Genomic DNA, 21,510 nt, shown 5'->3' with positions numbered 1-21,510 from the left:
TATGAAGCCAAAAACGAAAATGATTCACGGCGGAATTACAGGAGACGAAAAAACAGGAGCGGTATCGGTTCCTATCTATCAGGTCAGCACGTACAAACAGCCTCGCGCCGGCCAGCATACAGGATACGAATATTCCCGGACGGGAAATCCGACGAGAACGGCGCTCGAATCCTTGATCGCGGATGTTGAAGGCGGTGCAGCAGGCTATGCGTTCGGCTCTGGGATGGCGGCGATCACAGCCGTCATGATGCTTTTTAAAAGCGGCGATCACATCGTATTGACAGATGATGTATACGGCGGCACCTACCGCGTGATGACAAAGGTATTGAATCGCATCGGCATTGAAGCGACCTTCAGTGATACGAGCAGCATCGAAGACATCGAAAAAGCGATCAAGCCGAATACAAAAGCGATTTATGTTGAGACGCCGACAAATCCTTTATTGAAAATCACTGACATCAAGAAAACTGCTGAAACAGCGAAAAAGCACGACTTATTGCTGATTGTCGACAACACCTTCTACACGCCGTACTTTCAAAATCCAATCTCGTTGGGAGCCGATATCGTCCTCCACAGCGCGACGAAGTACTTGGGCGGACACAGCGATGTCGTCGGCGGACTTGTCGTAGCAGCCTCGAAGGAACTCGCAGAAGAGATCCATTTCATTCAAAACTCTACAGGCGGGATTCTCGGGCCTCAGGATTCCTGGCTCTTAATGAGGGGGATGAAAACCCTTGGCTTGAGAATGGAAGCCCATGAGCAAAATGCCCGGAAAATCGCGGCGTTTTTAGACGATCATCCCGCCGTCAAAAAGGTTTATTACCCAGGGCTGCCGTCCCATCCGGGACATGAGCTTGCCAAGCGGCAAAGTACGGGCTTCGGAGGCATGATCTCGTTTGATATCGGAAAAGAAGAGAACGTGGACCTTGTCCTTGGCCGTTTGAAATGGTTTACGATCGCCGAAAGCCTTGGTGCGGTTGAAAGTCTGATATCGGTGCCGGCGCGAATGACTCATGCTTCGATCCCGCCTGAACGCAGGCTGGAGCTTGGCATCACAGACGGATTAATCCGTATTTCCGCCGGGGTTGAGGATATTGACGATCTGTTGGAAGACTTGCAGCAAGCGCTGGCCCCTCTTTCTTAAAATGGCTGAATTTACATGTCTGGTCATCTGTCAATCTATGTTATTCTCAAATCATATCCATTATAAAACAAAAGCAGGTGATCATGACATGCAGAAGAAAAAAGTCAAATCGCTGATGGAAGACTATAAGCAGTTTGCTTTTACGCTTCTCAGCGTAAGCGCATTTTTATATATCGGATCTGTCATTCCGGGACAAGGTTTGGAAACAGGCCAAAAGATGACAATGATGCTCGCGACGTGCGGCTTTTTAGGAGGAGCTTTCTATTGTGTGAAGCGCTCGCTCAAATATAAAAGACAATTAGACGAAATGGAAGAATCATAAGCAGAGAGACTCCTGAAGGGGTTCTCTGCTTTTTTTTGCTCGATCAATCCGTCCATTTTTAAAAAAAACGGTTTACAAACAGGAATTTGATGGATATACTTACAAAGTAAACAAAAAGCAAAGGAGGTTGATGAACATGAAACCAGCACTGACTACATACATTAGACTTTGTGAATGCCAATACCATGATTCATCAAACCTGTGGGAGAGATTGTGCACTTCCTTAACCGATGCTTTTACAGCACAGCCGATACGTTAGGAAGTTAGGCATAATAATACGCTGCTCCTCCCGCAAGATAAAGACTCGATTCGTTTTTATCTGGCGGTTTTTGTTTGCGCCCGCAGGTTTGTCAGATGATCTGCGGGCTGTTTTTGTTTTTTAGCGAACTTGAAAGGGGGTGAGCGATGTGACCATTAATCTATTCTTCTTAACACTAACCATTCAGAGACGATTTAAAAGTCCGGAAGAGTACGAGCGAGAATACGAAATTGAACAAATGTACAATGAAATGAAAGATCTGCAGCTAAAATATCTTTACCTGAACAGCCAGCGCTAACTTAAAGCGCGAAAAAAAATAAAGGAGGAGATCATGATGATTTATAGAAGGGAACTGTTGGCACATTACACTCGGGAGAAGGACCAGGTTTAGCCGGGGCAAAACGAGTTCCGCATCTCCGCTTTTCTGCATAATATGAAGCAAGCAATTCAAGGAATGCAGGTGAAAAGCATGCAGAAAAACGGCAGAATGCCTTTTATCGGCCACGGGTATACATCGATGCCCCATTCTTTCAAGCACGGATACGGTAATCCGTACCGGCGCCAAAGAATGGAGATGGTGCGCCACTTCGGGTATTGGCCGCATTATTGGTATTATTGAGAAAGAGCAGAAAACGGTTTGTTTTCTGCTCTTTTTCATTTGAACAAACTAAATGGCAAAATGAAAGGGGAGCTTTAAAGCCCCCCTCCTGTTCATTTAGCAGACGTAACAAGCGCCGATGATAATTAAAAGAATGAATAGAACCACAACAAGCGCGAATCCGCCTCCATAGCCGTATCCGCCGCCGTATCCGCCAGGGTAGCCACCCCAGCCGCCGCAGCATCCGCCGCCGTAACCAAAGCCCATAAATAGCACCACCTTTTAGTGAAAATTCCATATATACTATGCATGGGTTTAGGTTGTGGAAAGGGCGGATAGACCAAATCATTAAAAAAACAGTTTTCATAAAGCGAAACATTTTCAAAGCTGAAGCCGTCTAGTTATGGAATGTAACAAAAGAATGCAGTTATTTTTGCAAATCCTTTTAATATTCGGTGCATTGACCGATATGAGTGGGGAAAGGCCCGTTTGAACGATTTGCGGGCTAATTAGAATTAAAGCAGGTGTTTTAACGTGTTTGAACAATGGCTTGGAAAACAATTGCGGAGCCCGAGAGGCATTTTGTCGAAATGGGTCGCGTCATATATGGAAAACGGAAATCATGATATAAACGAATGGACCATCAATTTAATGGATGTCTGTCCGCATGAGCGCATCCTTGAAATCGGAACGGGAAGCGGAGCGGCGCTTTATCGGATCGCGGAGATGCTTGAAAGCGGCAAAGCCTGCGGCATAGACGCTTCAAAAAGTATGGTCAAGCAAGGGATGCGGCGAATCCGTCATATGAAAGAAGAAGGAAAAGCCGAATTGAAGCTCGGCCATGCCGAAAACATTCCTTATCCGGACCGTTCTTTTCATAAAGTATATTCAGTCCACACCCTTTATTTTTGGACGGATTTCAAACAAGCATTAAAAGAAATTTACCGTGTTTTACAGGTTGACGGCACGCTGTTTCTCGCCGTGCATCTGGAAGGGCAAATGAAAAAATCGAAAAAAACAAAAGGCTTCTCCTTATACTCAGAAAAGCAAATTAAGCAACTGCTTGAAGAAAGCCATTTCAGAGACATCACGGTACATATGCACGAAAATTACTGCTGTATTTCTTCGGTAAAATCGTGAGCTTTGTACGATCATCCCTTTCATACGAGAGGGATTTTTTATGTTTGATAGAATTGAAACCGGATCTTAAATATCATATTTTGGATTTTTAAAGAAAAGTATTCCAATAACATAGCAAACATGGTTTAATATCAAAGTGAACGTTTTTACTATATTTTCCGGAGGTATTTATGAACAAAAGGATTGTAAAAAGTTCGATTGCTTTCTTTCTCCTTGTTGCATTGATTTTTGGCCAGCTGCCTTTACCGAAGACTATGGCAGCCGAAGACAGCGTTCCGATTAACGAAACCACACTGACCGGCGCGTCCCCTGTTGAAGCGTCATTTCAAAGCGATGATGAGGTGCATTGGTATAAAATCAATCCTTCAAATCAGGAAATCGCAAACGACACACATTTCCGCGTTAAACTGAAATCAGCTGCAGAGCTGAACATTTCCGTCTACTCCAGCCTGGAAAATGCAGCTGATCACCAAACGTTTGACAGATATAACGGCTACTCCTATGAAAATAATCCCGCTTTAATCGATTTTCCGATTGCCTGGAAAGGTCCTTACTACATAAAAGTAGAAAATCACCATGATGAGGAAAACGAAACCACTTCAATTACAGATATTTCTTACACCATCAGCTATGAAGGCGTCACCCTGCCTCCGGCAAACCAGGAGGCGGAAGAAGAGTGTCCGGCAGAATTAAGCGTCTCCGAAAGGGAAACCGGCAAGGGCATATTAAAACAGTTAAGAACGATCAGGGATGAAGTTCTTTCAAAAACTGAAAAAGGAAAAGAGCTGTCTTCCCTTTACTATAAAGCCGCTCCATTCATCAGCGCAAAAATGCTCTTTAACAAATCGATGAGAGACAGTGTCTACAAAGATTTGGTGCAGCTGAAGCCGCTGTTTGCCGATGTCGCAAAAAACGGACAAGAGAGCGTATACACCATGACGAATGACGATCAAAAGGCGATCAGCCGCATGTACGAAACAGCACGCGCGTCCGTTCCCGAGTCGCTGAAAAAACAGCTGGATCAAGTCGCAAAAGACATCGGCATCGAACAATTAACAGGCAGCAAAGTATCGGCTGTGCTCGAAAAAGCGGGAATGGCGACAGCTTCATCAAGCGCGCCCGAAAAACGCTATATTGTAAAATTGAAAGACGGCAAAAAACTGGGTTCTTTCAAATCTAAAGCCCAATCTTCCGGCGTCAAGGCATTAGAACCCCTTGGTAAAAGTAAAACGAAATTTAAAGATATGTACGTTGTGGAAATGAAGGAAAGCCGTTCTGCCGGATTCAAAGCGGCGGCAAAGCAATATAAGACGGCAGCTGCCAAGATCGCCAAGATGCCTGAAGTGGAATTCGTCGAACAGGTTCAGCAATATGAAGCACTGTCAGCAGACACCCAGTATCCATATCAATGGTCGCTCAAAAATAACGGCAAAAACCGTGCTGCGAATGCAGATATACAATTTGAACAGCTTCAAAAGCTGATGAAAGGCAAAAAGCTGAGAGATACAGTAATCGCCGTTGTCGATACGGGTGTTGATCATACGCTTGCCGATTTAAGCGGCAGCGTCAAAAAAGACGAAGGCTATAACTATATCGGCCGCACCGCGGATGCGATGGATGACAATGGCCACGGCACACACGTGTCAGGCATCATCGCAGCTGCACAAGACAACCATTTTTCAATGGCGGGAATCAATGCCTATGCCAAAATCCTGCCTGTCAAAGTGCTGGATTCTTCAGGCAGCGGAGATACGGAACAGATTGCAAACGGCATCATCTATGCTGCCGACCACGGTGCAAAAGTCATTAATTTAAGCCTTGGCGGACCATACAGCAGGGTGATGGAATATGCGCTCAAATACGCGGCATCCAAAAATGTGACGATCGTTGCCGCCACCGGTAATGACGGAGTGTCGGAGATTTCGTACCCGGCATCTTCGAAATATACGCTTTCAGTCGGGGCGACCAATAACCTCGATCTCGTCTCGGACTATTCCAATTATGGAAAAGGTCTCGATATGGTGGCGCCGGGAACCGATATTCCAAGCCTCGTTCCGGACGGAAATGTCACTTATATGAGCGGAACATCCATGGCGGCGCCGCATGTTGCAGCTGCAGCGGGACTTCTTTTGTCACAGAATCCATCTTTGAAACCAAAGCAAGTCGCAAAGCTATTGACCGAGACGACAGCAGATGTGGCATTTGAAGAACAGGATAATCCCAACCCGGACTATGATCTGGATGTAGAACCGGCTGCTCAAATCCCTGGATATGATTTCGTTTCCGGGTGGGGGAGGCTGAATGTTTATTACGCAGCCAGCGTTTTTGAGCTGAACATGAAGGTTCATCCCGTTTTAAACCGCCATACGGCAGTGACAGGCACAGCCAAAAGCGGTGTGGCGGTCAAAATTTTGCGAGGGAAGCAAGTACTGGGCACGGGAACAGCCGGAAAATCAGGCGCGTTTTCAGTGAAAATTCCGGCCCAGAAGGCGGGGCAAGTTCTTCATGTCGCGGCATCGGGTTATCAGGCGGAAGCCTCGCTCAGAACCGTCGTGGAGAAAGCGCCGAAAAACCCGTCCGTCAAACGCATCACGAACAAAGATACTGCCGTAACGGGGAAAACGGCGGCCGGCTACACGATCAAAGTGAAAAACGCGTCCAAAAAAGTGATCGCGCAAGGTAAAGCGGATGCATCCGGAGCGTTTAAAGTGAAAATCAATAAGCAAAAAGAATATGCCGTTTTGTATGTCTCCGCATCTGCTGATGACCACAGAGAAAGCGGCGATGTCAAAATGACGGTGGCTGACGTCATCCCGCCAGACGCCCCGAAAGTTTATCCGGTTTCCGATAAAAGTACGGTGATTCACGGAAAAACAGAAGCAAACGCGCAAGTCAGCGCAAAAGTAAAAGGAAAGACGATCGCTTCCGGCAAAGCGAACGGGAAAGGTGAATACAAGCTGAAAATCAGCAGGCAAAAAGCCGGAACGGTCATCAGTGTAACCGCAAAGGATAAAGCCGGGAATGCCAGCAAAGCGAAAGCCGTCACTGTGCTTGACAAAACTCCCCCGCCCGCGCCAAAAGTGAATACGGTGACAAACAAGAGCACGGCCGTTAAGGGGAAAGCAGAGGCAAACGCCGCCATCACCGTCAAAGCGGGAAAGAAAACGCTCGGTACCGGCAAGGCCGATAAAAAAGGCGCGTTTTCCGTCAAAATAAAAAAACAAAAGGCAAACACCATTTTAGCGGTCACTGCAAAAGATAAAGCCGGCAATACGAGCAAAGCGAGCAAATTAAAAGTCAAAAAAGCAAAATAACTCGATGGCAGAGGGAACTGATGACATATCAGTTCCTCTTTTTTAATCGAAATTAATATATAAGAATACTATTAAACAGCCACACTGTCTGCATTCGATTTATGAATTTCAGCTCATGTCAACAGTTGGGCCTATTCTCCCTTTTTTGTTTTTCTTCAAAAAATTTTATATTAAAAAAGGAATTTTCGAGTGTTCTGTCAAAAAGTGAATGTATTGGAAAAAGCGGAATGAACGTTCATTCCGCTGGCTTGGAGGGCAAAATCAATGGAATCGGAAAGCAAATATCAGAAGATTATCGAGGCTTCGCTCGTCCTTTTCGCAGACCGAGGCTTTGACGCCGCAACCATTCCGATGATTGCCGAGAAGGCAAACGTCGGTGCAGGCACCATCTACCGCTACTTTGACAGCAAGGAAGACCTTGTTCCAAGACAGTGTGAAGAGATTTAAAGAAAAGATTGAGGAGGACTATCCTGAAGATTCAGCAGGGATAAAAAAACAGTTTCAGCATATTTTCCGCTGCCTTTTCGAGTTTTCTCAGGAAAATGTCCATGCGCTCTACTTTTTGGAAATTGACAAAACCTCTCATTACCTGACAGAGAAAAGCCGTGAAGTCTTGAACGAACTGCTGGATTTCGTCTATTTATTTTTTGAAAAAGGGAAAGCGGCCGGTGTGATTCGCCCCTTGCCTTCTCACATCTTGTCGGCTGTGGTATTCGGGGCGTTCGTTCATATTCAGAAATTGGTAAGGGCCGGGGAAATCGAAGATCCTACCGGACTGATCAAAGAGATTGAAGAATGTTCCTGGCATGCTGTCAAACATCATGGATGAAAAGCTTTTTTCAAAACAGAAAGGATGATTTTCATGAACACGTTAAATGGAATTCCAATCCCTAAAACTTACGGGCCGCTTGGCAACCTGCCTTTGCTTGACAAAAACAAGGTCTCCCAGTCTCTTTGGAAAATCGCGGATGAGATGGGGCCTATCTTTCAATTTAAGTTTGCGGATGCGATTGGGGTATTTGTGTCCAGCCATGAACTGGTTAAAGAAGTCTCTGACGAATCCCGGTTTGACAAAAACATGGGGAAGGGGCTATTGAAAGTTCGCGAGTTCAGCGGAGACGGGCTGTTTACGAGCTGGACGAAGGAACCCAATTGGCGGAAAGCCCACAATATCCTTCTGCCGAGCTTCAGCCAAAAAGCGATGAAGGGATACCATCCCATGATGCAGGACATCGCCGTCCAGCTCATCCAAAAGTGGTCCCGTCTCAATCAGGATGAAAGTATTGACGTACCGGATGATATGACGCGGCTGACGCTGGATACGATCGGCTTATGCGGATTTAACTACCGCTTTAACAGCTTCTACCGCGAAGGACAGCATCCGTTTATAGAGAGCATGGTCCGGGGTTTGAGCGAAGCGATGAGACAGACGAAGCGCTTTCCGCTGCAGGATAAGCTGATGGTCCAAACGAAGCGTCAGTTTGACAGCGATGTTGAGTCGATGTTTTCTCTTGTTGACCGGATCATCGCTGACCGGAAGCAGGCCGGCGGTGAAAGCGGAAATGACCTTTTGTCGCTTATGCTTCATGCGAAAGACCCTGAGACCGGCGAAAAACTGGATGATGAGAATATCCGCTATCAAATCATTACGTTTTTGATCGCCGGGCACGAGACGACGAGCGGTTTATTATCGTTTGCGATCTATCTGCTCCTGAAGCATCCAGATAAGCTTAAGAAAGCGTATGAAGAAGCAGACCGCGTACTGACCGATCCCGTTCCTTCCTACAAACAGGTTCAGCAGCTGAAATACATTCGAATGATTTTGAATGAATCGATAAGGCTTTGGCCGACGGCGCCGGCTTTCGCTCTTTATGCAAAAGAAGAAACGGTTATCGGGGGAAAATACTTGATTCCGAAAGGCCAGAGCGTCACAGTGCTCATCCCAAAACTGCACAGGGATCAAAGCGTCTGGGGAGAAGATGCCGAGGCGTTCCGGCCTGAACGGTTCGAGCAGATGGACAGCATTCCGGCGCACGCATACAAACCGTTTGGCAACGGCCAAAGGGCATGCATCGGCATGCAGTTCGCCCTTCACGAAGCGACGCTTGTGCTCGGCATGATTCTTCAGTACTTTGATCTTGAAGATCATGCAAACTATCAATTGAAGATCAAAGAATCGCTGACATTAAAACCGGATGGCTTCACAATCAGGGTAAGGCCGAGGAAAAAAGAAGCAATGATGGTGACGCCGGGTGCTCAACCTGAAGAGAACATGCGGCAGGAAGAAAAGCCTTCCGCACCGGCTGCGGAAAATACGCACGGAACCCCTCTCCTTGTGCTCTACGGTTCAAATCTCGGCACAGCCGAAGAGGTTGCAAAGGAGCTTGCTGAAGAAGCGCGTGAGCAAGGATATCGAAGCCGGACGGCGGAGCTTGATCAATATTCAGGCGCCCTCCCGGCAGAAGGGGCTGTTATCATTGTGACGGCTTCCTATAACGGAAACCCGCCCGATTGCGCAAGGGAATTTGTCAATTGGCTTGAGCATGATCAGACAGGCGATTTGCACGATGTCAAATATGCGGTATTCGGCTGCGGTAACCGGAGCTGGGCCAGCACCTACCAGCGGATTCCGCGCCTGATTGACAGCGCATTGGAAAAAAGAGGCGCCCAAAGGCTGCACAAGCTCGGAGAAGGGGACGCAGGCGATGATTTTGAAGGACAGTTTGAGTCATGGAAAAACGATCTGTGGCCGCTTTTAAGAACCGAATTTTCATTGTCCGAACCCGAGCCGAATCAAACAGAAACAGACAGACAAGCCATATCTGTCGAGTTTGTAAGCGGACCTGCGGCTGCGCCGCTGGCTAAAGCTTATCAGGTGTTTACAGCGAAAATATCGGCAAACCGGGAACTGCAGTGTGAAGAGAGCGGGAGAAGCACAAGGCATATTGAAATATCGCTTCCTGAAGGTGCCGCATATCAGGAGGGAGACCATCTCGGGGTGCTTCCGCAAAACAGCGGGGTGCTGATTGAACGCGTTTTTCAGCGGTTTGGGCTGAACGGAAATGAACAAATTCTGATCAGCGGCCGGAATCAAGCATCACATTTGCCTTTGGAGCGGCCCGTTCATGTCAAGGACCTTTTTCAACATTGCGTCGAGCTCCAGGAACCGGCTGCAAGGGCCCAGATTCGCGAGCTGGCGGCACATACTGTTTGTCCGCCTCATCAGCGCGAGCTTGAAGACCTGCTGAAAGATGACGTCTATAAGAATCAAGTGTTGAAAAAACGGCTGACAATGCTTGACCTGCTTGAACAATACCCGGCCTGTGAACTGCCGTTCGCCCGTTTTCTGGCGCTTCTGCCTCCGCTAAAACCGAGGTATTACTCGATTTCCAGTTCGCCGCAGCTTAACCCTCGGCAAACAAGCATCACCGTCTCTGTCGTAAGCGGCCCGGCATTGAGCGGCCGCGGGCAATATAAGGGGGTCGCATCGAACTATCTCGCAGGCCTTGAGCCGAAAGACGCGATTTCTTGTTTCATCAGGGATCCCCAGTCAGGCTTCAGGCTTCCTGAAGATCCTGAAACACCGGTGATCATGGTCGGACCGGGCACCGGAATCGCACCTTACCGCGGGTTTCTTCAGGCGCGCCGCATCCAGCGCGATGCCGGGATAAAGCTCGGGGAAGCGCATTTGTACTTCGGCTGCCGCCGTCCGAACGAAGATTTTCTGTATCGAGACGAATTGGAGCAAGCGGAAAAGGACGGAATCGTCCATTTGCATACAGCGTTTTCCAGGCTTGAAGGCCGTCCGAAAACATATGTGCAAGATTTGCTCAGAGAGGATGCAGACATGCTGATTCACTTGTTGAACGAAGGCGGCCGCCTGTATGTGTGCGGAGACGGAAGCCGCATGGCTCCCGCTGTTGAACAAGCTTTGTGTGAGGCGTACCGCATTGTACAGGGAGCGAGTCAGGAAGAGTCGGAAAGCTGGCTGTCTGGACTTTTGGAAGAAGGGCTCTATGCAAAGGATGTGTGGGACGGCGGCGTTTCCTAACATGACGTGAATGCGGACAGCATCGTAAGAACGTAAAACAAAAAGAGGCATTCTGAATGGATCAGGATGCCTCTTTTTTAGAGTTTGTGATTTTTTCATTGATATGGATGTAAAGGTTTGATCCCAAGAACAAAACGAGCAAAATATACACCCATTTTGCCGGCGTTTCCCAGCCCTCGAAAAAAGGCAGAGCTGCAATGAATGTTTGCCCTTTCATGATGACAAACACCAATAACGCCACAAAGATGACAAGCGCGATTCCCTGTAAAATGAGCGTTTTTGCACTTCGTTTTTTCAAATCGTCCCATACGTACATCAGCCCGAATACCAGGGAGGCCATTGAAATGATATCATTCGCTGTGCCATTGATCTTGAGCCCCGCCCGGAGAAAAAGATTCAAACCTACAGATGCCAAAATTCCGTAAAATCCGATTGTTTTAAGCAAGATGATACCCCCTCAAACCATTATAGAGGGAGATAAAGGAAAAGCCAACATGACAGGCTGCATTCAATCATTCTAAAAACGGCTGATCTTCAGGAGGAATCGTCATGCTGGCTTTGATTTAAATATCGGCATGCGGTGAAGAAAGTTTAGCTTTTATTTCGGATCTGTGTATCGTCTTGCCGCCTGTTCCTTTTGGCTTCGGCAAAGAAAATTGCAGGATAAGCGGCCAAAAGCAGCAAGGTAATGAAGGAGACGATTCCCGGCCATTTAAAATGAGTCCAGAAGAAGCCTCCGAAAGACCCCGCTAAGCTTGAGCCGAGATAATAGCTCAGCAAATAAAGGGAGGAAGCTTGAACGCGCTGTTCGCCGGCCGTCTGCCCGACCCAGGAGCTTGCGATCGAATGCGACCCGAAAAATCCGAATGTAAAGACAGCGATCCCGGCGATTTTCAGAGAAAGCTGAGGCAGAAGCGTAAGCAATGCGCCTCCCGCGATAATGGCAATCCCGATTTTCAGCATCAATGGGCTGCCAAAACGGTCGGCTTTCTTCCCCATATAAACGGAACTGATTGCCCCTGCCAAATAAACGATAAAGATGAACCCGATGACAGTTTGAGAGAGTCTGTACGGAGGTCCCATCAATTGAAACCCGATATAATTGAACAGCGTAACAAAGCTTCCCATTAATAGAAATCCGAGTGAAATAATCGACAGCAGCCGTTTGTTCATCAAGACGGCAGAGTAGGCGAGGCTCGCCTTTTTCACGCTCGTTTTTCGCTTGGCGGAGTGCTGCGGCCGGGGCAGCAAAATCCAAAACAAATAGCTTAATAGCACTGATAATCCCCCGATGATTCCAAGCGCTGCACGCCAGCTGAACAAGTCTGTCAAAAGGCCGGTCAAAAGCCTTCCGCTCATTCCTCCGAGGCTTGTGCCGCTAATGTATAACCCCATCATTTTGCCGAGCCCTCGCGGATCAAATTCCTCTCCGACATAAGTCATGGCGATCGCGGGTACGCCTGCAAGGAAAAAGCCAAGCAGCCCTCTCATCACCAAGAGCGCCGCGAAGTTCGGACTAAAGGCGGTCAAGAGGCCGAGCACAGATGTCGCAAACAGGGATATTGCCATAATTGTCTTCCGGCCAAATCCGTCAGATAAAGCTGCTGCCGTAAGCAGTGCAAAAGCCAATATACCTGTTGAAATGGATAAAGTTAAGCTTGCAGCTGCCGCCGATATGCCGAATTCCTCCGCAAACAGAGGCATAAGCGGCTGTGTGGTGTAAAGCGTGGCAAATGTCACAAAACCGCTGATGAATAAGGCGATGCTTGCTTTTTGATAATCTTTCGTATGCGGCTGTATGTAAGTCATGGTAGCTCCTCTTTTCAGAATGACAATCTATGTTTCATGGTACGCTTTCATTTGTGATGTGTCTAATTTATAATATCTATCAACATCATGCATTCTAGTTATGAAGGAGCGGATGAGCATTGGAACTCTATCAAATTGACCATTTTATTGCCGTGAGCAGGCATAAACACTTTACAAAAGCCGCCCTGGAACAAAGGATTTCCCAGCCGGCTTTGAGCAGGTCGATCAAAAAGCTTGAAGAAGAATTGGGCGTCCCGCTGTTTATTCGAAAAACAAAATCGATCCGCCTGACAAAGTACGGCGAGCAGTTCCTCATCAAAGCGAAACAGGCCCGCCTTGCTCTTGACGAAGGCGTCCAGCAAATCAGAGAAAGCGTCAATCCGAATGCCGGGGAAATCTCGGTATCTTTTTTGCATACGCTTGGTTCACGCCTGATGCCGCAGCTAATTGCCGGTTTTAAAAAGAAATACCCGAATGTTGCGTTCCGTCTGTATCAGGCCGCAAATGAACATCTTCAGCACATGGTGGAGACGGGCGAGGCTGATATATGTCTCAGCTCACCACCCCTCCCAAACGAGCTTCTTGAATGGACGGTGCTGGATACTGAACCGCTTTACCTGGTGCTTCCCGCCGACCACCCGCTCGCAAATCGGGAAGAAGTCGCGATCAGATCCATTGCCCATGAAGACTTTGTCGGTTTTAAGCCGGGTTATGGTCTTCGATATGTGTTTGATCAAATGTGCCGGGAACTGTCCATCAGCCCGAAGCTTGCGTTTGAAGGGGAAGAAGTGTCGACGATTTTGGGTCTTGTATCAGCAGGGCTCGGTGCGGCGATCCTGCCGAAAACGGCGGAACATATCCATTCTCCAGTGGCATTTTGCCGAGTGTCAGACTACCGTTCTGAGAGGACGATCGGTCTCGCCGTTTTGAAAGACTATTATTTATCGCCGGCGGCACGCAACTTTAAAGAATTTGTCATCGAATACTATCGACGGAACGAGCGGCCTGATCAGCCGTAAATCAAATAAGGACTTCTCATGGTGACAAATATCCTGTATATTGATAATGATAATTATTATCAATTTGAGGGTTGGACATGACGAAAAAGCAGTATTCTTATATATTGACCGTTTTACTCGCATTTTCTGTTTTTCTTTCAGGCTGTCAAAGCGGCCAAAAACAGACGGCATCAAAGAACGAAGAGAAAGCAAGAGTGGTGAAAACAATCAACGGGAAATGTCACTGTACCGGCCAATCCGAAGCGCGTCGTTACGATAGGCTATGCCGGGACCATGCTTGCATTCGGGATCAAGCCGCTTGGAGAAACAGGGAAATATCTTGAAAGTCCATATATTAAAGATCATATTTCAGAAATAAAGAATATCGGGGGAAAAGACGGTTTTTCAGTATCTGTGGAAAAGATTCTTAAGCTTAAACCCGATTTGATCGTATCGATGACAAACGATAAAAAAGAATATGAAAAGCTCTCAAAAATCGTTCCCACTGTCGTTTATCCGTTCGGCACGTTTAAAGATGCACGCGATGAAATGAAAACGTTTGGCGAGCTGCTCGGCAAGGAAAAGGAGGCTCGGGAGTGGACGAAAACGTTTAATCAAAAAATGAAAGCCGCCCGCGCGAAAATTAAAGATGCATCTGTACAAGGTGAAACGTTCTCTTTAATCGGCGCATATGCAAAATCTGTGTATGTCTACGGGGCCTACGGGTATCGGGGCGGAGAAGCGATCTATACGCAGCTGGGACTGACGCCGCCTCAATCTGTTAAAAAGGATGCCATTGATACAGCTGACGGATATAAAGCCATATCTTTCGAAGTCCTGCCGAAATATGCCGGAGACTACATATTTGTCGATGAATCATACAACGGAAAGCTTGATCAGGACAATCCGGTTTGGATGTCGCTTGACGCGGTGAAAAAAGGCAAGGTCTTTTTCCTCGATCCGGACAGGTTCTGGCCGTATGATCCAAACGCTGTTCAGGCGCAGGCCGAAGAAATCGCTGACATGATTTCCAAGAAAGCGAAAAACGAATAGAAAAGCGGGGAGCCGAAAAGAATGATCCGGCTTCCCGCTTTTTCATTTTTCATAATGCTGAAATTGAATATCCAGTGTCCGGAGGTACGTTTGCAGGCCCGCATCCTGGATGGGGATGATATAGGCCGCTTCACCCGACTCATTATGGTGGGAATGCCATAATCCCGGCGGTGTAATGAAGGCTTTTCCGGTTACCCAGTCAATCCGTTTCGGATCGATGATTTCCTTTGTGACCGGATCGATTTTGCTTCCGACTAATGTGTACGTGCCGGGTGCGGCATAGGCGACAAAATCGAGAGCCACCGACTTGTGGCTGTGGGGCGCTTGATTAGATCCGGGAGGCACGATGCCGAACATCGCCCACAATACATGGGTGATCGTCAACGTTTGATCGAATATATCATTGTTTAAAAGAACGGAAATCCGGTTTCGGAAACGGGCGTCAGGAGCGGCGGCTGCTTCAGCCAATTTTGCTTTTGCCTGTTCAGCGGTGTAGAGGGTTGGTTGAAAGCGGGATTCCGACGGCTTTACGCCCAAATAATGCAGAAGAGGTGAATCGGTGATGTAATAAATGGCGGCATCTTCTGCTGCGGTATGCCGGCTGCTTGAACCGGCAGGCAAAGTCAAAAAATCGCCTTTCTGCCAGTGAATCGTATCTTCGCCCGTTTCGGTACGCCCTGCGCCGCTGACAATGTAATATAGTTCGCTTGTCGCACGGGGGACGGTGGGAATCGTGTCGCCTGAACGAATCTTGATGAAGTGGGCGAGAAGGGAAGGGCTTGAAGCGGGATAATCCGTCTTCAGTTCTTCTGAGATGTCCAGCGGGATGATCCGCGTTTCACCTGTCTCATACAATTCAGGTCCGAACTCTTTCACAGGAACCGGGCTGATTATTCCGCTTCCAATCGGGTCAGAGGCAGTGGTATACTCGAAAAAACGGGCATGTTTCGTCAAATGCTCGGCTCGGGTTTCAAATTGAGAATGCATTGAAAAACCTCCTGTTATTTTTTGATAATTCAATCATATCTCATTTGGAAGATGCTAGTAAACCATTATATTGATAGAAACAGATACGGAAAAGAGGGATTGGATTGGAAAAAGGATTGAACGGCAGAAGAATTGCCATCGGAGCATCGCGAAAAACGGATGAAATGAGCACATTAATCAAAAAGCAAGGCGGGGTTCCCGTCGTACGCTCCCTTCAGGGTACCGTGTTTTTGGCCGAAAAAGAAGTAGGTCCTGATTTGCGAGCCTTTGTTGAAAGGGGAGCCGACTGGGTGATTTTTACAACCGGAATCGGGACGGAGACGCTTGTCAACCTAGCTGAGAAACTGGGGATCGGTGAGCGCTATTTACAAGCGATCCGCGGGGCGAAGGCGGCATCGAGAGGCTACAAAACAATCGCCGCTTTAAAAAAGCTCGGCATTACGCCGGTTGCGGCGGATGAAGACGGCACCACCAAGGGACTGATCGACTCGCTTCAATCCCACGATTTTTCAGGGAAACGGGTGATGGTCCAGCTTCACGGCGAAAACGCACCGTCATTGCTTCAGTTTTTGGAAGAGAAAGGTGCAGCCGTTGTTCCGCTTCTCCCGTATCGCCATGTTGCCCCGGACCGGGAAACCGTCGCTTTATTGTGCAGCGAGGTCATCAACCGTGAAGTGGATGCGGTTTGCTTTACAACAGCCGTCCAAGTCCGCTCGCTTTTTCATTTTGCGAAAGAAAACGGCTGTGCGGAGAAAATTGTTCAATCTTTTCAAGACAGCGTGTTGGCGGCCGCTGTCGGAAAAGTGACGGCAGAAGCTTTAAAAGAAGAAGGAGTTGAACGCCTGCTCGCTCCCGGCCTCGAACGGATGGGAGCGATGATTGTGGAGCTGGCCCGGTTTTATGAAACGGAAGAGGAAATCAAAACACAGTAAGTGCGAAGGAAATCAGCAGATTGGGGTGTGAGAGTCTCCTTGGGAGGCGCTGCCATGTGATGCAGACCCAAAAGAAAAAAAGCCGCAGACACAGCTTGCCGTGCGGCTTTCATTTGCTGGGCCGTGATACTTTTTGAATCATGCTTTTGAATATGTTGATCGTGAGCCGTTGATTTCAAATTGCTGGGTATGGCCGTGTTTTTTCTGTCGTATCGCCTTGTCAAACGGCTTGCAGCCGCAAAAACAAGAAAAACGCTTCGCCGATGAGCCGAAGCGTTTTTTACTTTATAAAACAAATCGATCTGAAACGAATACCGCACCGTCTTCATTAAAAATCCGGGCGGGCTTTGTTCCGATGACCCGGATGTCTGAAGTGCTTGCGGCGATTCCCGTTTCTTCCGGCAAGGCGATGACGGGCGTGTCAAAAGCATGCCTATACCTTTTAATCAGCGGATCATGTTCAACCTTGTAGTGGCACCAAACCGCATAGTCTCCCAGGAGCTTTAAGCCGTTAAAATCGCGCAATCCGCAAGCATTGCGATCCATATAAGAGCAAGTCATGATGTTCTTTCCGAGAATGATGGCGTCGGCGCTTCCGCCGTAAATGACGCCGCCGCTTTCGGCATAACGCTTTAAAACCTCGATAAATTGTGATTCAATGAATTGTTTGAGCAGACGAAACGTATTTCCTCCGCCGATATATACGGCAGAAAACGCGTCCAAATCGTGCCCGGTTTTGTCTTTGACATCCGTCCACATCACGATATTTTTAACGCCGAGCGGGTGAAAGAGCCGGCTGATCCAATCGAAGCCGTCACCATACCTGTCGGCGTCCATGGCAATCGGAATATACAACAAAGGCTTATGAGGGCAGAGGCTCCCGGCAAAATGCCGATCCAGCCGTTCGGTTTGGTGTGCATCTCCGCCTCCGGAAAGAAACCATTTTCCCATCCTGACCTCCATCCATTTATTATGTTTCCTTTAATTGTTCATTCAACACGCTGTCCTCCAAAACAGCAAATTTGTCTCCATACACTTTCGTAATATGTGTTTCACCCCAGGCGCACAATGAATCCAATATGTCTTTAAGCGTCCATCCGTATTCGCTGAGTTCGTATTCGACCTTCGGCGGCACCTGCTGGTACACGATCCGGTTGATAACGCCGTCCTCTTCCAGTTCGCGCAGCTGCTGGGTCAGCATTTTCTGTGTAATGTTCGGCATCAGCCGCTTCAGCTCGCTCGTGCGTTTTTTGCCGTGCGTCAAATGGCACAAAATCACACATTTCCATTTACCGCCAATTACTTCGAGTGTAGCTTCGACAGATATATTGTACTTTTTCTGCTTCATGTTCTCCTCCAAACCATAGGAACTAAAAAGTACCTATCTAACTTTTTGGTTCCTAGCGCACTTAAAAGTGCGTACTTTTTTTTATAGATGATATGTACCATAATATCATTTGCCGGCAGCCATTTGCTATACATTAAAAACGAAAGGGGGAAAAAGAATGACTTCTGTTCATGATAAAAAACGCAGTACATTAGCGCTTTTAGCCTTGGCGGCCAGCGCATTTGCCATCGGGACAACCGAATTCATCAGCGTGGGACTTCTGCCTTTAATTGCTGATGACATGAACATTTCAGTGACGACCGCAGGGCTGACTGTATCGTTATACGCTTTAGGCGTGACAGTCGGCGCCCCCGTATTGACGTCTGTGACATCGAGTATGCCGAGAAAAGCGCTGCTGCTTGTGATTATGATTATTTTTATGATCGGCAACGGGCTTGCGGCATGTGCCGGAAGCATCGGTGTTTTATTAACCGCCCGCGTGATTTCCGCGTTTTCTCATGGCGTATTTATGTCAATCGGTTCAACAATTGCGGCAAGCCTGGTCCCGGCGGATAAAAGAGCCGGAGCGATATCAATTATGTTTACCGGGCTGACGATTGCGATGATTACCGGAGTTCCCATCGGCACGTTCCTCGGTCAGCTGTTCGGCTGGCGGATTGCTTTTGCGGCGATCGTCGCAGTCGGCGCACTGGCGTTTATCGCCAACAGCTTGCTTGTTCCGGCCGATTTGCCAAAAGGCGTCCGAACGTCTTTCAGGAACCAGTTGAAGCTTGTAACCAATGGCCGTCTGCTGCTTTTATTCATCATTACGGCGCTTGGTTATGGAGGAACATTTGTTGTCTTTACGTATTTATCCCCGCTGCTTCAGCATGTGACGGGATTTAAACAGGAAGCTGTTGCCATCATTTTGCTTGCTTACGGCATTGCCGTCGCGCTCGGAAATATCATCGGAGGTAAAGCGGCCAACCAAAAACCGCTTACTGCATTATTCTATATGTTCATCGCCCAAGCTGTTGTGCTTCTCATCTTAACGGCGGCTGTTCCTTATCAGGCAGCGGGCTTTATCGCCATCATGCTGATGGGATTTTTAGCATTTATGAATGTCCCCGGGCTCCAGTCCTATGTAGTAATTCTGGCTGAACGGTTTGTTCCGGGGGCGGTAGATGTCGCATCAGCTGTCAATATCGCCGCATTCAACGCCGGGATCGCGATCGGCTCTTATACAGGAGGCGCCATCACACAATCGATCGGTTTAATTCACACGCCATGGGCCGGAGCTTTGATGGTGCTCGGCGCCGTCGCGCTGACGGGCTGGAGCAGGGCGCTGGAACGACATGATCAAAAACAAAATCAAGCTTTAAAGAAAAACTGCGCATAACGCATACAAAAATATAAGGAGGCCAATGAGATGATGACGGCAAGAAATTTGCAAGATCGAATCACATTGAATAACGGGACGGACATGCCCTGGTTTGGACTTGGCGTGTTTAAAGTAGAAGATGGGCCCGAACTGGTGCAAGCTGTAAAAACGGCAATCAAGCACGGCTACCGCAGTATTGATACGGCAGCGATCTACGGAAATGAAGAAGGGGTTGGCCAAGGAATTCGCGAAGGGTTAAAAGAAGCCGGAATTTCTAGAGAAGACTTGTTTGTAACATCAAAGGTCTGGAATGACGATTTAGGCTATGACGAAACGATTGCAGCCTACGAAGCGAGTCTCGAAAAGCTCGGGCTCGATTACCTGGATTTATACCTGATCCACTGGCCTGTTGAAGGGCGCTATAAAGCGGCGTGGAAAGCACTTGAAACCCTTTATGAACAAGGGCGCGTCAAAGCAATCGGCGTCAGCAATTTTCACATTCACCATCTGGAAGACTTGCTGAAAGATGCCGCCGTCAAACCGGTCATCGACCAGGTCGAGTATCACCCGCGGCTCACGCAGAAAGAACTGCAAGCGTTTTGCCGTTCGCACGGCATCCAGCTTCAAGCATGGTCGCCGCTGATGCAAGGCCAATTGCTCAGCCACCCGCTGCTGAAAGATATCGCGGACAAGCACGGCAAGACACCCGCCCAAGTCATTTTACGCTGGGATTTGCAAAACGGAGTCATCACCATTCCAAAGTCGACAAAAGCGGAGCGCATTGCCCAAAACGCGGACGTATTTGATTTTGAACTGACCCTCGAGGAAATGAAGCAAATTGACGGACTGAATCAAAACACCCGTGTCGGCCCTGATCCTGATAACTTTGACTTTTAACAAAAACGGCCCCGTTCGAATTTTCGAACGGGGTTTTAATTGAATTGTGCGGTTACGCCTGCGGCCTCCATCTTCAGCAGTTCTTTTTTCATCTCCAATCCGCCCCGGTATCCCGTGAGCTGCCCGTTTTTGCCGATAACCCGATGGCACGGCACCACCATTAACAGCGGATTTGCGCCGATCGCCGCGCCTACGGCCCGGACAGCGTTCCGCTTTTGTATATGCCCGGCAATATCGGAATAGGAACGCGTGCTCCCGAAAGGAATTTCGGAGAGCGCCTGCCACACAGCCAGCTGAAAAGGCGTGCCGGCAAGGTCGACAGGAAAGCTGAAATGAGTCCGCTTGCCATCTAAATACGCCTGAATCTGCTCGGCGTATTCTGCCAACCCTTTGTCATCCCGAATGAAAACTGGCTGTGCGTACCTTTTTTCAGCCCAAGCGGCCAGCTCCCCGAAGCCTTGGTTCCATGCCCCGGTAAAACAGAGCCCGCGGGCAGTCGCCGCAATGTGAATCTGCCAGCGGCGGCAAGTCAGCGTACGCCAGTATACGATTTGATCTTCCATATGTTTACCACCGTTTCATTTGCCGGTATGACGTCGGCGATTGCCCCGTTTTCTTTTTAAACAAAGCGGCAAAATAATCCGCATTCTCGATGCCTACCGTCGATGCGATTTCTGCGATCGTTCGTTCTGAATGGGCAAGCAAATCGAATGCTTTCTCAATCCTTTTCTGCAGGATGTATTCTGCCGGCGAGACGCCTTTGATTCGTTTAAACGTCCGCTGCAGATGAAAAGGGCTGATATGGCACCTGTCAGCCAAAGCTTGCAGAGACAGCGGATCGCGAAAAGATCCCTCGATGATTTGCACCACACGCTGTGCCAGCTCTTCATCCGGCAGCAGCATCCCGGCCGGATTGCAGCGTTTGCAGGGGCGGTACCCTTCTGATAAAGCATCTTTTGCATTGAAAAAGATCTGCACATTTTCGATTTGCGGAACTCTCGATTTGCAGGAAGGGCGCAAAATATCCCGGTCGTTTTGACCGCGTAATAAAAAACTCCGTCATAGGCGGAATCGTTTTCCGTAATCGCCCGCCACCTTTCAGGCGTCAATCGTGATTTGCTGTTCATATCTTCACCCCGATCTATGTCAGTATAACCTAAATGACAGCCGGAGGTGGAGAGGCGGAGAATGGCACAGCAAGAAGACAAAGAAGAAGAAGAGGGACTGTTGCTTGGACCTCCGAAACGCGGTACAATTCATTTACAATCAGGATGAGGTGAGAATATTGCCGAAATCAG

The 21,510-nt window shown here is 48.1% G+C and carries 19 protein-coding genes and 2 pseudogenes; 13 read left to right on the top strand and 8 right to left on the bottom strand.

Going from position 1 to position 21,510, the window contains the following annotated elements:
* Position 1: 1 nt before the first annotated feature.
* The 4 genes from MHI30_RS14210 (at position 2) to MHI30_RS14195 (ending at position 2,344) form a co-directional block, all read left to right on the top strand.
* Positions 2-1,144 carry a bifunctional cystathionine gamma-lyase/homocysteine desulfhydrase gene (locus tag MHI30_RS14210; RefSeq protein WP_003183885.1) on the top strand — a complete coding sequence of 381 codons (1,143 nt, stop codon included), beginning with the start codon at positions 2-4 and terminating at the stop codon, positions 1,142-1,144.
* Between the two features lie 88 nt (positions 1,145-1,232).
* Positions 1,233-1,466, top strand: a complete 234-nt coding sequence (locus tag MHI30_RS14205) for a YrhC family protein (RefSeq protein WP_011198155.1) — start codon at positions 1,233-1,235, stop codon at positions 1,464-1,466.
* Between the two features lie 407 nt (positions 1,467-1,873).
* On the top strand, positions 1,874-2,023 hold the full coding sequence (locus MHI30_RS14200; RefSeq protein WP_009327800.1) for a YrzI family small protein: 150 nt from the start codon (positions 1,874-1,876) through the stop codon (positions 2,021-2,023).
* A 171-nt stretch (positions 2,024-2,194) separates the two neighbouring features.
* Complete coding sequence (locus MHI30_RS14195) at positions 2,195-2,344, top strand: hypothetical protein (protein WP_016886344.1); 150 nt, start codon at positions 2,195-2,197, stop codon at positions 2,342-2,344.
* A gap of 96 nt (positions 2,345-2,440) precedes the next feature.
* Here the strand turns inward: MHI30_RS14195 and MHI30_RS14190 are convergent, their stop codons facing one another.
* Complete coding sequence (locus tag MHI30_RS14190) at positions 2,441-2,590, bottom strand: YjcZ family sporulation protein (RefSeq protein ID WP_003183876.1); 150 nt, start codon at positions 2,588-2,590, stop codon at positions 2,441-2,443.
* A 267-nt stretch (positions 2,591-2,857) separates the two neighbouring features.
* Here MHI30_RS14190 and MHI30_RS14185 point away from each other — a divergent pair, with 267 nt between their 5' ends.
* From MHI30_RS14185 to MHI30_RS14170, 4 genes and pseudogenes are all read left to right on the top strand, one after another.
* Entirely contained in the window at positions 2,858-3,463 is a 606-nt protein-coding gene (locus MHI30_RS14185) for a class I SAM-dependent methyltransferase (RefSeq protein WP_075752109.1), read from the top strand.
* A 170-nt stretch (positions 3,464-3,633) separates the two neighbouring features.
* Positions 3,634-6,777, top strand: a complete 3,144-nt coding sequence (locus tag MHI30_RS14180) for an Ig-like domain-containing protein (protein ID WP_075752111.1) — start codon at positions 3,634-3,636, stop codon at positions 6,775-6,777.
* Between the two features lie 264 nt (positions 6,778-7,041).
* Positions 7,042-7,606 (top strand): annotated as a pseudogene (locus tag MHI30_RS14175) (TetR/AcrR family transcriptional regulator).
* A gap of 33 nt (positions 7,607-7,639) precedes the next feature.
* Positions 7,640-10,828: a bifunctional cytochrome P450/NADPH--P450 reductase gene (locus MHI30_RS14170; protein ID WP_075752113.1), complete on the top strand. Its 3,189-nt coding sequence runs from the start codon at positions 7,640-7,642 to the stop codon at positions 10,826-10,828.
* 61 nt (positions 10,829-10,889) lie between these two features.
* Here the strand turns inward: MHI30_RS14170 and MHI30_RS14165 are convergent, their stop codons facing one another.
* Together MHI30_RS14165 and MHI30_RS14160 are read right to left on the bottom strand one after the other, a co-directional pair.
* Positions 10,890-11,273 (bottom strand): YoqO family protein, encoded by a 384-nt coding sequence (locus MHI30_RS14165; protein ID WP_075752115.1) that lies wholly within the window; start codon positions 11,271-11,273, stop codon positions 10,890-10,892.
* 146 nt (positions 11,274-11,419) lie between these two features.
* A complete protein-coding gene (locus tag MHI30_RS14160; protein ID WP_075752117.1) occupies positions 11,420-12,637 on the bottom strand; it encodes an MFS transporter in 1,218 nt (405 codons plus the stop codon).
* 119 nt (positions 12,638-12,756) lie between these two features.
* Here MHI30_RS14160 and MHI30_RS14155 point away from each other — a divergent pair, with 119 nt between their 5' ends.
* Entirely contained in the window at positions 12,757-13,656 is a 900-nt protein-coding gene (locus MHI30_RS14155; protein ID WP_075752119.1) for a LysR family transcriptional regulator, read from the top strand.
* A 273-nt stretch (positions 13,657-13,929) separates the two neighbouring features.
* Positions 13,930-14,688 carry an ABC transporter substrate-binding protein gene (locus MHI30_RS14150; RefSeq protein ID WP_237562594.1) on the top strand — a complete coding sequence of 253 codons (759 nt, stop codon included), beginning with the start codon at positions 13,930-13,932 and terminating at the stop codon, positions 14,686-14,688.
* Positions 14,689-14,730: 42 nt separating this feature from the next.
* Here the strand turns inward: MHI30_RS14150 and MHI30_RS14145 are convergent, their stop codons facing one another.
* Positions 14,731-15,675 (bottom strand): cupin, encoded by a 945-nt coding sequence (locus MHI30_RS14145; protein ID WP_075752121.1) that lies wholly within the window; start codon positions 15,673-15,675, stop codon positions 14,731-14,733.
* Between the two features lie 104 nt (positions 15,676-15,779).
* Between MHI30_RS14145 and MHI30_RS14140 the strand changes: the two genes are divergently transcribed.
* Complete coding sequence (locus MHI30_RS14140) at positions 15,780-16,607, top strand: uroporphyrinogen-III synthase (protein WP_075752123.1); 828 nt, start codon at positions 15,780-15,782, stop codon at positions 16,605-16,607.
* Between the two features lie 285 nt (positions 16,608-16,892).
* Here the strand turns inward: MHI30_RS14140 and MHI30_RS14135 are convergent, their stop codons facing one another.
* Entirely contained in the window at positions 16,893-17,558 is a 666-nt protein-coding gene (locus MHI30_RS14135; RefSeq protein WP_075752125.1) for a peptidase E, read from the bottom strand.
* Positions 17,559-17,577: 19 nt separating this feature from the next.
* Complete coding sequence (locus MHI30_RS14130) at positions 17,578-17,955, bottom strand: helix-turn-helix domain-containing protein (protein WP_043926545.1); 378 nt, start codon at positions 17,953-17,955, stop codon at positions 17,578-17,580.
* A 157-nt stretch (positions 17,956-18,112) separates the two neighbouring features.
* On the opposite strand from MHI30_RS14130, the gene MHI30_RS14125 reads away from it, so the two are divergent.
* Positions 18,113-19,333, top strand: a complete 1,221-nt coding sequence (locus MHI30_RS14125; protein WP_075752127.1) for an MFS transporter — start codon at positions 18,113-18,115, stop codon at positions 19,331-19,333.
* A gap of 30 nt (positions 19,334-19,363) precedes the next feature.
* Positions 19,364-20,212, top strand: a complete 849-nt coding sequence (locus tag MHI30_RS14120; RefSeq protein ID WP_075752129.1) for an aldo/keto reductase — start codon at positions 19,364-19,366, stop codon at positions 20,210-20,212.
* 35 nt (positions 20,213-20,247) lie between these two features.
* Here MHI30_RS14120 and MHI30_RS14115 read toward each other — a convergent pair whose 3' ends face one another.
* On the bottom strand, positions 20,248-20,775 hold the full coding sequence (locus tag MHI30_RS14115) for a methylated-DNA--[protein]-cysteine S-methyltransferase (protein ID WP_075752131.1): 528 nt from the start codon (positions 20,773-20,775) through the stop codon (positions 20,248-20,250).
* Positions 20,776-20,779: 4 nt separating this feature from the next.
* Positions 20,780-21,339: pseudogene (locus MHI30_RS14110) on the bottom strand (bifunctional transcriptional activator/DNA repair enzyme AdaA).
* Positions 21,340-21,510: the final 171 nt, after the last annotated feature.

Source organism: Bacillus sp. FSL L8-0528, from assembly GCF_038593085.1.
GTDB classification, from domain to species: domain Bacteria; phylum Bacillota; class Bacilli; order Bacillales; family Bacillaceae; genus Bacillus; species Bacillus paralicheniformis.
This window is presented reverse-complemented; position numbering and strand designations above follow the sequence as displayed.